The sequence below is a fragment of the Streptomyces sp. NPDC001781 genome, from assembly GCF_053596035.1.
Genome location: NZ_JBSFFI010000028.1, coordinates 70590 through 81706, shown reverse-complemented (window position 1 = coordinate 81706; position 11117 = coordinate 70590). Strand labels below are relative to the sequence as shown.

Genomic DNA, 11117 nt, shown 5'->3' with positions numbered 1-11117 from the left:
GTTCACGGCGGCGGGCGCCCCCGCCTGCCCACCCCAGGTGGGGGGGGCGCCGGCGGAATCCGCCGGCGCCCCCCTCACGTCGTGTCCGGGCTCAGAACTTGTTGCGCGGGGTGATACCCAGCGACAGCCCCGACAGGCCGCGCTGACGGCCGCCCAGCTTGCCCGCGATGGCACGCAGGGCCGAGCCCGCCGGGGAGTCGGGGTCGGTCAGCACGACGGGCTTGCCCTCGTCGCCGCCCTCGCGCAGGCGGACGTCGATCGGGATGCTGCCCAGCACCGGGACGGTGGCGCCCGTGGTACGGGTCAGTCCGTCCGCGACGAGCTGCCCGCCGCCGGTGCCGAAGATGTCCACCATCTCGTCGCAGTGCGGGCAGGGCAGCCCGGACATGTTCTCGACCACGCCGACGATCTTCTGGTGGGTCTGCACCGCGATCGAGCCCGCCCGCTCGGCGACCTCGGCCGCGGCCTGCTGCGGGGTGGTGACGACCAGGATCTCCGCGTTCGGGACCAGCTGCGCCACCGAGATGGCGATGTCACCGGTGCCCGGCGGCAGGTCGAGCAGCAGCACGTCCAGGTCGCCCCAGTACACGTCCGCCAGGAACTGCTGGAGCGCCCGGTGCAGCATCGGGCCGCGCCAGACGACCGGGGCGTTGCCCGGGGTGAACATGCCGATCGAGATGACCTTCACGCCGTTCGCCGACGGCGGCATGATCATGTTCTCGACCTGGGTGGGCTTGCCGTCCGCGCCGAGCATGCGCGGCACGCTGTGCCCGTAGATGTCGGCGTCCACCACGCCGACCTTCAGACCGTCGGCGGCCAGCGCGGCCGCCAGGTTCACCGTCACCGAGGACTTGCCGACGCCGCCCTTGCCGGAGGCGACCGCGTAGACGCGGGTGAGACTGCCGGGCTTGGCGAACGGGACCTCGCGCTCGGCCTGCCCGCCGCGCAGCGCGTCGGCCAGTTCCTTGCGCTGCTCGTCACTCATCACGTCCAGGGTGACGTCCACCCCGGTGACACCCTCGACCCGGGACACCGCGTCGGTCACCCGCTGGGTGATGGTCTCGCGCATGGGACAGCCGGAGACCGTCAGGTACACCGTGACCGCGACCGCTCCGTCCGCGCCGATCTCCACCGATTTGACCATCCCCAGTTCGGTGATGGGTCGGTTGATCTCGGGGTCGTTCACCGTCGACAGCGCCTCGCGCACCGCGTCTTCCGTAGCCATACGACGATGGTACGGCGCCCGCGCGGGCCGGCGGGCAGTGCCTCAGTGGTCGTCCATGTCACGCCCAGCGGGGCGTGACATCCGTTCCGTCTCCAGTTCCCTCACGAGGTCCTGCAGCTCGGACCTGATCCAGTCGCGGGTGGCGACCTCGCCGAGGCCCGTGCGCAGGGCGGCGATCTCGCGGGTCAGGTACTCGGTGTCCGCGATGGACCGCTCGTTCTGCTTGCGGTCCTGCTCCAGGTTGACCCGGTCGCGGTCGTCCTGCCGGTTCTGCGCGAGCAGGATCAGCGGAGCCGCGTAGGACGCCTGGAGGGACAGCATCAGGGTCAGGAAGATGAACGGGTACGAGTCGAACCGCACCGCGTCCGGCGCGGCGACGTTCCACACCACCCACACGATGATGACGACCGTCATCCAGACGATGAACCGTCCCGTGCCCAGGAACCGGGCGATCTTCTCCGACAGCCGGCCGAACGCCTCCGGGTCCCACTCCGGCAGCACCCGGCGGCGCGGCGGACGCGGCTGGTCCAGCCGCGGCGCGCGCGGCCGGGACGCCGTGGCGCCCGCGGGGGAACGGTCGCGGCCCTCGCGGCCGCCCTCGCGCTCAGCCATGCGTGCCCGTTCGGCGCCCGGTGTCGCCCTCCGGCAGCTCGTCCAGGTGGAACTCGGTCTCGCGCCAGTCGTCGGGCAGCATGTGGTCCAGTACGTCGTCGACGGTCACCGCGCCCAGCAGCGAACCGGACTCGTCCACCACGGGGGCGGCGACCATGTCGTACGTGGCGAAGAACCCGGCGATCACGGGGAGCGTGGCGTCGGGGGCGAGCGGCAGCAGATCGTCGTCGAGCAGCGAGCTGACCAGGGTGTACGGGGGGTCGCGCAGCAGCCGCTGGAAGTGCACGGTCCCCAGGTACTTGCCGGTCGGCGTCTCGTCGGGCGGCCGGCAGACGTACACCTGGGCGGCGAGCGCGGGGGAGAGGTCGGGGTTGCGGACCCGGGCGAGCGCGTCGGCGACCGTGGCGTCCGGGCGCAGCACGATCGGCTCGGTGGTCATCAGCCCGCCCGCGGTGTGCTCCTCGTACGACATCAGGCGCCGCATGTCGGCCGCGTCCTCGGGCTCCATCAGGCTCAGCAGCCGCTCCTTGTCGTCCTCGGGCAGCTCGCCCAGCAGGTCGGCGGCGTCGTCGGGGTCCATGGCCTCCAGGACGTCGGCGGCGCGCTCCTCCTTCAGCTTGCCGAGGATCTCGATCTGGTCGTCCTCCGGCAGCTCCTCCAGCACGTCCGCCAGCCTGTCGTCGTCCAGAGCGGCTGCCACCTCCGCGCGCCGCTTGGGGGAGAGGTGGTGGAGCACGTTGGCGAGGTCGGCGGGGCGCAGCTGCTCGAAGGTGGCGAGCAGGCTCTCCGCGCCCTGTCCGTGCTCCTCCAGGGAGAACCCGGTGACGGCCGACCACTCCACGGTCAGCGTCTCGCCCTTGGCCCGGCGGAAGGCGCCGGCCTTCCTCCCCTTGCGGACGAAGACCCGGTCCACCTCCCACTCGCGGCGGGCCGGCAGCTGCTGCACCGAGAGGTCCAGCACGGTGACCTCCTCGTCGGTCTCCACCAGCTTCACCCGGCGGTCCAGCAGCTCCCCGAAGACCAGGCGCTCGGTGGGCCGCTGCTCGAAGCGGCGGACGTTGACCACACCGGTGGAGATGACCTGGCCGGAGTCGATACCGGTCACGCGGGTCATCGGCAGGAAGATGCGGCGCCGGGTGGAAAGCTCCACGACCAGCCCGAGCACGCGGGGCGGACGGCGGCCCACGCGCAGCATCACGACGATGTCGCGGACCCGGCCGACCTGGTCGCCCGCCGGGTCGAAGACGGGGACCCCGGCGAGGTGCGACACGAAGATCCGGGGGACACCGGCTGCCATCTGTGCTTCCTTTGCCGTGCTCGGGACGCGGAGGGAATTGGTGCGGATTCGCTCTGGTATGGCCATGCTTGTGCGCTTCAGGCTAGCCCGTACCGCCCGGAAACGCCCCGGTGGGGGGTCCGGACGGACGGGCTCCGCCCGGGGCGCGTGCCCCCGGTACGCTGCCGTACGCCCATTCGGCACCGGCAGAGAGGCAGCCCCACCTGTGACTGCGATTCCCCAGGCACGCATCCGGAGAATGGCGCGGTCGGCCGCGCTGTGCGTGCTGGCCGCGTCGACGCTGACGATGCTGACGGGATGCGGCGAGGAGGACCCGGACGCCGGGACCAACGGGGTGGGCCGGCTGCCCGCGCGCAAGATCCAGACACAGAGCCGGGCGGCGGCCGACGCCGCCCAGGCGGTGCACCTGGCCGGGACCGTCGTCACCGGCGGGGTCGCCTTCAAGCTGGACATGCGGCTGAAATCCGGCGGCGGCAGCGGCTCGGTGACATCCAAGGGCTCCACCTTCCAGCTGCTGCGCGTCGGCGACGAGCTGTACGTGAAGGCCGGCGCCGCCTTCTGGAACCACGGCGGGGACACCTCGGCCGCGGGCAAGCTGGACGGCAAGTACGTGAAGGTCCCCCAGAAGGACCCGGCGTACCGGAAGTTCAGCGGCCTCACCGAGAAGGACGTGCTGCTGCCCGCCCTGCTCCCCCTGCACGGCAGGCTCGCCACGGCCGGCCACCACACCCAGGCCGGCACCCGCACGATCCGGGTCACCGGCGACGGCGGCCCCGGCGGCACCCTCGACGTCTCCCTGGAGGGCAAGCCCTACCCGCTGCGCCTGGTGCGCGGAGGCGGCGCGGGAACCCTCACCTTCTCCGAATGGGGCAAGGACTTCCCGGCCGCCGAGCCCGACAGGTCCGACACCGTCGACTACGGCGGCCAACTGCCGGATTCCTAGGCCCGTTTCCGGCTCAGCCCCGCTTGCGCCGCCGGGTCAGCAGCCTGGGCAGCGCGGCCGGTACCGGGACGCGGGTGGTGGCCGGGGTGGGCAGCGGGGGTTCGGCCAGGCTGCCCGCGGGCTGCGGCGCCACCGCCCCGGTCGGGACCAGGCGCAGCACCGCGCAGTCGCGGGCCCAGCGCGCCGGGATCTCCTCGGCGTCGGGGGCGTTGAGCCGCTTGCCCTTCAACTCCGCGACGGCCGCCTCCCATTCGGGCGAGGCCGGGTCCAGCCGGTGCACGGTCGCCCGCCAGGTGACGAGCCGGCCGCCCTTGTCCTTGCTGCGCACCGCGACCTCGGCCGTGCCGCCGTCGGTCAGATGGGGCAGCGGCTGCTCGCCGGGACCGTCACCGACCAGCAGGGCCGCGCCCTCGTGCCAGACGTGCCAGAGCGGGCGCGCGGCGGGCGCGTCCGCAGCCCTGACCCAGATCAGACCGGACTTCTTGGTGGCCTCCTCGATGAGGGCCTGGTCGAAAAGGGCCTGTGCGGGCGGCTCGCTGGTCATGCGCCCAGCCTATCCAGCGGCGCTCAGAGCCAGCCGTTGCGCTTCAGTGTGCGGTGGATGCCCAGACAGAGAACGACCGTGACGCTCATGATCACCGGGTAGCCGTACTTCCAGTGCAGCTCGGGCATGTACTCGAAGTTCATGCCGTAGACCCCGCACACCATGGTGGGCACGGCGATGATCGCGGCCCAGGCGGTGATCTTGCGCATGTCCTCGTTCTGCGCGACGGACGCCTGCGCCAGGTTGGCCTGGAGGATCGAGTTCAGGAGTTCGTCGAAGCCCATGACCTGCTCGTGCACCCGGGCCACGTGGTCGGCGACGTCACGGAAGTACTTCTGGATGTCCGGGTCGACCAGCCGCATCGGGCGCTCGCTGAGCAGCTGCATCGGGCGCTGCAGCGGGGCGACCGCGCGCTTGAACTCCAGTACCTCGCGCTTGAGCTGGTAGATCCGGGCCGAGTCGACACCGCGCGAGACACCGCCGTTGCGGCCGGGGGAGAAGACCTCCGTCTCCACCTCGTCGATGTCGTCCTGCACCGAGTCCGCGACCGCGATGTAGCCGTCCACCACGTGGTCGGCGATGGCGTGCAGCACCGCCGAAGGGCCCTTGGCGAGCAGCTCGGGGTCCTCCTGGAGCCGGTGGCGCAGCGCCCGGAGCGAGCCCTGGCCGCCGTGCCGGACGGTGATGAAGAAGTCCCGGCCGGTGAAGCACATGACCTCACCGGTGTCGATGACCTCGCTGTTGGCGGTGAGCTGGTCGTGCTCGACGTAGTGGACGGTCTTGAACACGGTGAACAGGGAGTCGTCGTACCGCTCCAGCTTCGGGCGCTGGTGGGCCTGGACGGCGTCCTCCACGGCCAGCGGGTGCAGTCCGAAGGCGCTCGCGATACCGGCGAACTCGGCCTCGGTCGGCTCGTGCAGGCCGATCCAGACGAAGCCGCCGCCCCGGCGCACCTCGCGCATCGCCTCCTGCGGGCTGAGGGTGCGTCCGCTCTCCACCCGGGCCCCGTCGCGGTAGACGGCGCAGTCGACCACGGCCGAGGACGTGGTGGTGTCGGGTTCGAAAGGAGCGGTCACGTCCTTGCGCGGGACGGGGCGGGCGGACGGTCGGACCACGGCTCGCAGGTCGCGGATCATCGACATGGGCAGGCTCCTTCGCGGGCGGGCAACGAAAGCGCCTGCGACGGGTGGAACTACCCGGAATGGGGACGTTCGGACTGCATACGTTTGGCACGTCCACAAAGCGGGGAGCACCGCACCGTCGCGGTGGCGACTTCGCTACTGATGCAGGACTGAGTCAGATCAGGCAAAGCGAAACGAAGTGCTCTTCCGGACGGCGAAGCGAACGAAAAGGTGGCGGTCGGCCAGGAACGACATCAACAGCCGGAAGAGCGAGTGGTACTGCACGGTCGACTTCGATCCATGACAGCCCCACCTCCTCCGGCCGGTCCCTCGTAAGGGAGTCTCATCGGCGTCGGGGACTCGACGGCGAGCATGTGCACGCGGCCCCGAACCACCGGCTCAGCGTAGCAGCAGCCCGTCGTGTCAAGGCGCGGCTTTGCCCGTCGCTGACGAGATCTATGCTCACCGCATGGTTGATGTTCTTCCTCTGGTCGAGGCGCGGCTGAACTCGGCGCTCGGCGAACCGGACGCGCGCGCCTCGGTCACCTTCCTCGGCGCGGACCGCATCGAGGTGCTGCGCTTCCAGGAGGGGGACGTGGTCCGCTACGCCACCCTGGGCATGTCGGCGCACCCCATGAGCGACCCCACGGCCATGGTCGTCGACCCCGTGGAGGGGCCGCGTGCCGAGCTGGTCCTCTCCGTCCGCGCGGGCGTCACCGACACCGGCCCCGTGCTCCGGCCGCTCGCCGTGCTCGCCGCGTCCCCGCAGGTCGAGGGCGTGATCGTGGCACCCGGTGCCTCGCTGGACGTGGGGGAGCCGCTGTGGCCCGGCGCGCCCTTCACCTCGGTACTGGTCGGGGAGGCGGGCGGGCTGGTGGAGGACCTGGAGCTGGACGCCCCGCTGGACCCGGTGCGCTTCCTGCCGCTGCTGCCGATGACGCCGAACGAGGCCGCGTGGAAGCGGGTGCACGGTGCCGGGGCGCTGCAGGAGCGGTGGCTCGCGCACGGCACCGATCTGCGCGACCCGAACCGCGCGTCCGTCCCGCTGGGGCCCGCGCCGGAGTGAGCCGGGGCGCGGCCGGGGTGAGCAAGCTCACCAAGTGCCCGGTGGCAGCGCCGAGTTGGATTCGACCCGGAATCGCGCCGGGGCCGTACGGGTGATCGTCCTTGACGTGCGGCGGCCGGGGTAGGACCGTGGGACTCTATGAGGGGCGAACCCAGTTGCCCGAGATGTGGTGGCCGGGTCCGGGCTCCCGGCCTCTTCGCCGATACGTGGCAGTGCGACACGCACGGCGCGGTGTACCCGCTGCAGCCCGTGATCCCGCCCAGCGTCGAGGCGCTCACCGCCGTGGTGCGGCGCACCCGGGTCCCGCTGTGGATGCCGTGGCCGCTGCCGGTCGGCTGGCTGTTCACCGGCGTCGCCTACGCGGGCGACGCCCCCGGCGGCGGCCGGGCCACGGTGGTGGCCTGCTCCGGTCCCAGTCCGCTCGGCGGTCCCGGAGAGCTGATCCTCGTCGCCGAGGAACTGGGCGTCGGTCTCGGCGCGCGCTACGCGGGCCTGGACGGCCCCGACCCCGGCCCCTACCTGGACATGGAGAAGCCCCCGCAGGCGAAGGTGCTGGCGGTCGGCCGCCCCACCCCGCTCTGGCACGTCGACGGCGTCCCGGACGACCGCGCCGTCTTCGCGGGCGAGGCCCTCGGCGTCTGGCTGTGGGCGGTCACCTGGCCCGCGCAGTCGGGCCTGCTGATGTACGACGAACTGGTGCTGACCGACCTGCGGGACGCGGGCCCCGAGGTGGACCTGGTGCCGTGCGGGGCGCTCTCGCCCCGGCTGGTGCGGCCCGACATGTAGGGGGTGCCCCCTGGGGGCGGGGGTGACAGGGCATGCTGTGCGCGCGGCTATCCTTAGGTGTCCTCACCGTCCCCGCGAGCCGTCCGGAGCAGCCGTGCGCATCGACCTGCACTGCCACTCCACCGCCTCCGACGGCACGGACACCCCGGCCGAGCTGATGCGCGCGGCGGCCGGCGCCGGACTGGACGTGGTCGCGCTGACCGACCACGACACCACCCGCGGGTACGCCGGGGCCACGGCCGCGCTGGCCGCACTGCCCCCGACGTTCACCCTCGTCACCGGCGCTGAACTCTCCTGCCGGATCGACGGCGTCTCCCTGCATCTGCTGGCCTACCTCTTCGACCCCGAGGAGCCCGCCCTGCTCGCCGAGCGCGAGCTGGTCCGGGACGACCGGGTGCCGCGCGCCCACGCGATGATCGCCAAGCTGAACGCGCTCGGCGCACCGGTCACCTGGGAACAGGTCGAGCGGATCGCCGACCAGGGCACGGTGGGCCGGCCGCACATCGCGTCCGCGCTGGTGGAGCTGGGTGTCGTACCGAGCGTGAGCGACGCCTTCACGGCGGAGTGGCTGGCGGACGGCGGACGGGCCCACGTCGGCAAGCACGAGACCGATCCGCTGGAGGCGATCCGGCTGGTGAAGGGCGCGGGGGGCGTGACCGTGCTCGCCCACCCGGCCGCCGCCAAGCGCGGCCGCACGGTGCCGCCGACGGCCATCGCCGCGATGGCCGCCGCCGGACTCGACGGGCTCGAGGCCGACCACGCCGAGCACGACCGGGCGACCCGGACCCGGCTGCGCGGCCTCGCCGGGGACCTGGACCTGCTGGTCACCGGCTCCTCGGACTACCACGGCACCCGCAAGACCATCGCGCTCGGCGAGAACACCACCGACCCGGAGGTCTACGGGGAGATCATCCGCCGGGCGACCGGCGCGTTCCCCGTACCGGGGACCGGCGGGGCCTGATTCCCCGGCGCCCGCCCTCTGCTTTTCCCCTCACCCGCTCATTCGCACGTCCGCCGTGCGCGCCCGCTTCCTGCCTCCAGGGAGCCGGGGCGTCCGCGGCGGTGGCTCCATCATGCAAGGCACACGATGTTCGACCTCGCCGTCTTCGGCTCCCTGTTCCTGACCCTCTTCGTCATCATGGACCCGCCGGGGATCACCCCGATCTTCCTCGCCCTCACCGCGGGGCGGCCCGCCAAGGTCCAGAAGCGGATGGCCCTCCAGGCCGTCTGCGTGGCGGGCGGTGTCATCGCCGTGTTCGGCGTCCTCGGCCACCAGATCCTCGACTACCTGCACGTCTCGGTCCCGGCGCTGATGATCGCGGGCGGGCTGCTGCTCCTGCTGATCGCGCTCGACCTGCTCACCGGCAAGACCGACGAGCCCAAGCAGACCAAGGACGTCAATGTCGCCCTGGTCCCGCTGGGCATGCCGCTGCTGGCCGGTCCCGGCGCGATCGTCTCGGTGATCCTGGCCGTGCAGAAGGCCGGAAGTGTCGCCACACAGGTCTCGGTGTGGGCGGCGATCCTCGCCATCCACGTCGTGCTGTGGCTGGTGATGCGTTACTCGCTGCTGGTCATCAAGGTCATCAAGGACGGCGGTGTCGTCCTGGTGACACGGCTCGCGGGCATGATGCTCTCCGCGATCGCCGTGCAGCAGATCATCAACGGGGTCACTCAGGTGATCCGGGGAAGCTGAGTACTCGGCCTCGGCTCCCCCGGAAGGCTTGAGTGCGTCGTGCGCCCTACGAGGCCGGGCAGCCTTCTGCGGGGCGGATCCACAGGCGCTGGCCGATGGCGGCCGCCTGCTGCACGATCCGGTTGACGGAGGCGGCGTCCACGACGGTGCTGTCCACGGCCGAGCCGTCGACCTCGTCGAGTCGCATGATTTCGAAGCGCATGAAGGCTTCTCCCTTCGTCTGGTCATCCTCCAGTGGAGAACTACTGGTGTGCGACGTGTTGTCGCGGTGTCACATGTATGGACAACGAACGCCCCACCGCAAACATTCCCTACGCTAAGGAAATTTTTTCACGGGCTAATTACCGTCCGGTAAAAAGGCGTCGCCGCGGGACTGACGGGGACCGGTTGTACTCGCAGCGTGACCGCCGGGACAATGGACCCGATGAACGAAGACCTGGCGGCTCTTGGTGCCCGCATCGACCACACCAACGAACTGCTGCAACGCATGCTCGCCGAGGTGGCGAAGACCCCCTCCACCCACGCGATCTTCGTGGACGCGGGCTATCTCTACGCGGCCGCGGGACGGCTGGTGGCCGGCACCGAGGACCGCCGCGCCTTCGACCTGGACGCCGAGGGTCTCATCGACGCGCTCATCGACAAGGCCCGCTCGATCTTCGCCGACAGCCGCCTGCTGCGGGTGTACTGGTACGACGGCGCCCGGCGCCGCATCCACACCGCCGAGCAGCAGTCGATCGCCGAGCTGCCCGACGTCAAGGTCCGCCTCGGCAACCTCAACGCCCACAACCAGCAGAAGGGCGTCGACTCCCTGATCCGCAGCGACCTGGAGTCCCTCGCCCGCCATCGCGCCATCAGCGACGCCGCGCTCCTGGGCGGTGACGAGGACCTGGTCTCGGCGGTCGAGGCGGCGCAGGGGTACGGGGCGCGGGTGCACCTGTGGGGCATCGAGGCTCCCGACGGCCGCAACCAGGCCGAGCCGCTGCTGTGGGAGGTCGACAGCCAGCGCACCTTCGACCTGGAGTTCTGCAAGCCGTACGTCTCCCGCCGCACGGCCGCCGCCTACGAGGCCACGGGCAACCGGCCCACCCGTGAGGACGTGCGCTTCGTCGGCGCGCAGATCGCGGCGAAGTGGCTGGTCTCGCGGGGCCGGGACAGCCTGATGGAACTTCTGCCCGGCCACCCGTACCTGCCCGGATCCGTCGACCAGGACCTGCTGGTGGAGGCGGAGGGACTGCTCCAGTACTCGCTGCGCGGCCAGGCGGACCTGCGCCGGTCCCTGCGGGACGGCTTCTGGGAGCACCTGCAGACGCAGTACTGACAGCGAAGAGGCCCGGCCCCCCTCGACGGGGAGCCGGGCCTCACCTGACGGTGCTCACACCTCGGTGGGCTCCACGGCCGCGGCCTTGCGGGTCCGGCGGCGCGGCTTGGCCTCCGGCTCCTCGGTCGCCTGCGCCGGGATGTCCGTCGCGACGGCCTTGGCGACGGTCTTCCGCACGCGGCGCGGCTTGGCCTCCGCGGTCTTCGCGACCTCGGCCGTCTCGGCTGCCTCGGCGGCAGCCGTCTTCCGGGTGCGGCGCGGCTTGGTCTCGGCCTCGGGGGCGTCGACCGGCTCCGTCGCTACGGCCTTGGCGGCGACCTTGCGGGTGCGGCGCGGCTTTGCCTCCGCGGCCTCGGCGGTCTCCGCGACCACGGCCGTCTCGGCTGCCTTGGCGGTCTTCCGGGTCCGGCGGGGCTTGGTCTCGGGGGCCTCGACCGCGTCCACGACCGCCTCGGCGGCGACAGCAGCCTTACGGGTGCGGCGCTTCGGCGCCTCGGTGGCCGCCTCCAGGG

Annotated in this window: 12 protein-coding genes and 1 pseudogene; 6 read left to right on the top strand and 7 right to left on the bottom strand. The window is 71.9% G+C overall.

Annotation, left to right across the window (positions count from 1 at the left end):
* Positions 1-91: 91 nt before the first annotated feature.
* From ACWCV3_RS23380 to ACWCV3_RS23370, 3 genes are read right to left on the bottom strand one after another with little or no spacing between them, the layout of a single operon-like run.
* Entirely contained in the window at positions 92-1225 is a 1134-nt protein-coding gene (locus tag ACWCV3_RS23380; protein ID WP_451227416.1) for an Mrp/NBP35 family ATP-binding protein, read from the bottom strand.
* A gap of 42 nt (positions 1226-1267) precedes the next feature.
* Positions 1268-1837 carry a DUF1003 domain-containing protein gene (locus tag ACWCV3_RS23375; protein ID WP_451227413.1) on the bottom strand — a complete coding sequence of 190 codons (570 nt, stop codon included), beginning with the start codon at positions 1835-1837 and terminating at the stop codon, positions 1268-1270.
* Positions 1830-3134: a magnesium transporter MgtE N-terminal domain-containing protein gene (locus tag ACWCV3_RS23370; protein ID WP_451227410.1), complete on the bottom strand. Its 1305-nt coding sequence runs from the start codon at positions 3132-3134 to the stop codon at positions 1830-1832. The genes ACWCV3_RS23375 and ACWCV3_RS23370 overlap by 8 nt, the downstream gene beginning before the upstream one ends.
* Positions 3135-3339: 205 nt before the next feature.
* On the opposite strand from ACWCV3_RS23370, the gene ACWCV3_RS23365 reads away from it, so the two are divergent.
* Positions 3340-4077, top strand: coding sequence for a hypothetical protein (locus ACWCV3_RS23365; RefSeq protein WP_451227407.1), 738 nt, complete (start codon positions 3340-3342; stop codon positions 4075-4077).
* 13 nt (positions 4078-4090) lie between these two features.
* Here ACWCV3_RS23365 and ACWCV3_RS23360 read toward each other — a convergent pair whose 3' ends face one another.
* Both ACWCV3_RS23360 and ACWCV3_RS23355 read right to left on the bottom strand, forming a co-directional pair.
* The gene (locus ACWCV3_RS23360) at positions 4091-4621 is read right to left on the bottom strand and encodes a hypothetical protein (protein WP_451227404.1); all 531 of its coding nucleotides are present in this window, start codon (positions 4619-4621) and stop codon (positions 4091-4093) included.
* A gap of 23 nt (positions 4622-4644) precedes the next feature.
* A complete protein-coding gene (locus ACWCV3_RS23355; protein WP_451227401.1) occupies positions 4645-5763 on the bottom strand; it encodes a magnesium and cobalt transport protein CorA in 1119 nt (372 codons plus the stop codon).
* Positions 5764-6211: 448 nt separating this feature from the next.
* On the opposite strand from ACWCV3_RS23355, the gene ACWCV3_RS23350 reads away from it, so the two are divergent.
* From ACWCV3_RS23350 to ACWCV3_RS23335, 4 genes are all read left to right on the top strand, one after another.
* Positions 6212-6808, top strand: a complete 597-nt coding sequence (locus ACWCV3_RS23350) for a suppressor of fused domain protein (protein WP_451227399.1) — start codon at positions 6212-6214, stop codon at positions 6806-6808.
* Positions 6809-6946: 138 nt separating this feature from the next.
* Entirely contained in the window at positions 6947-7594 is a 648-nt protein-coding gene (locus ACWCV3_RS23345) for a DUF6758 family protein (RefSeq protein ID WP_451227396.1), read from the top strand.
* 94 nt (positions 7595-7688) lie between these two features.
* Complete coding sequence (locus ACWCV3_RS23340; protein WP_451227389.1) at positions 7689-8555, top strand: PHP domain-containing protein; 867 nt, start codon at positions 7689-7691, stop codon at positions 8553-8555.
* A 126-nt stretch (positions 8556-8681) separates the two neighbouring features.
* Positions 8682-9287, top strand: a complete 606-nt coding sequence (locus ACWCV3_RS23335; RefSeq protein ID WP_451227386.1) for a MarC family protein — start codon at positions 8682-8684, stop codon at positions 9285-9287.
* A 46-nt stretch (positions 9288-9333) separates the two neighbouring features.
* On the opposite strand, the gene ACWCV3_RS23330 is transcribed toward ACWCV3_RS23335, so the two are convergent.
* Positions 9334-9489, bottom strand: a complete 156-nt coding sequence (locus tag ACWCV3_RS23330) for a hypothetical protein (protein ID WP_451227384.1) — start codon at positions 9487-9489, stop codon at positions 9334-9336.
* 222 nt (positions 9490-9711) lie between these two features.
* Here ACWCV3_RS23330 and ACWCV3_RS23325 point away from each other — a divergent pair, with 222 nt between their 5' ends.
* Positions 9712-10605, top strand: coding sequence for an NYN domain-containing protein (locus tag ACWCV3_RS23325; RefSeq protein WP_451227381.1), 894 nt, complete (start codon positions 9712-9714; stop codon positions 10603-10605).
* Positions 10606-10659: 54 nt separating this feature from the next.
* On the opposite strand, the pseudogene ACWCV3_RS23320 reads toward ACWCV3_RS23325, so the two are convergent.
* Positions 10660-11117 (bottom strand): annotated as a pseudogene (locus ACWCV3_RS23320) (DEAD/DEAH box helicase); the annotation flags it as partial.

Bases quoted from the DNA above. Each gene is read 5' to 3' on its own strand.
- ACWCV3_RS23380 (WP_451227416.1), bottom strand. From the start codon at position 1,225: ATGGCTACGGAAGACGCGGTGCGCGAGGCGCTGTCGACGGTGAACGAC.
- ACWCV3_RS23375 (WP_451227413.1), bottom strand. From the start codon at position 1,837: ATGGCTGAGCGCGAGGGCGGCCGCGAGGGCCGCGACCGTTCCCCCGCG.
- ACWCV3_RS23370 (WP_451227410.1), bottom strand. From the start codon at position 3,134: ATGGCAGCCGGTGTCCCCCGGATCTTCGTGTCGCACCTCGCCGGGGTC.
- ACWCV3_RS23360 (WP_451227404.1), bottom strand. From the start codon at position 4,621: ATGACCAGCGAGCCGCCCGCACAGGCCCTTTTCGACCAGGCCCTCATC.
- ACWCV3_RS23355 (WP_451227401.1), bottom strand. From the start codon at position 5,763: ATGTCGATGATCCGCGACCTGCGAGCCGTGGTCCGACCGTCCGCCCGC.
- ACWCV3_RS23350 (WP_451227399.1), top strand. From the start codon at position 6,212: ATGGTTGATGTTCTTCCTCTGGTCGAGGCGCGGCTGAACTCGGCGCTC.
- ACWCV3_RS23345 (WP_451227396.1), top strand. From the start codon at position 6,947: ATGAGGGGCGAACCCAGTTGCCCGAGATGTGGTGGCCGGGTCCGGGCT.
- ACWCV3_RS23335 (WP_451227386.1), top strand. From the start codon at position 8,682: ATGTTCGACCTCGCCGTCTTCGGCTCCCTGTTCCTGACCCTCTTCGTC.
- ACWCV3_RS23330 (WP_451227384.1), bottom strand. From the start codon at position 9,489: ATGCGCTTCGAAATCATGCGACTCGACGAGGTCGACGGCTCGGCCGTG.
- ACWCV3_RS23325 (WP_451227381.1), top strand. From the start codon at position 9,712: ATGAACGAAGACCTGGCGGCTCTTGGTGCCCGCATCGACCACACCAAC.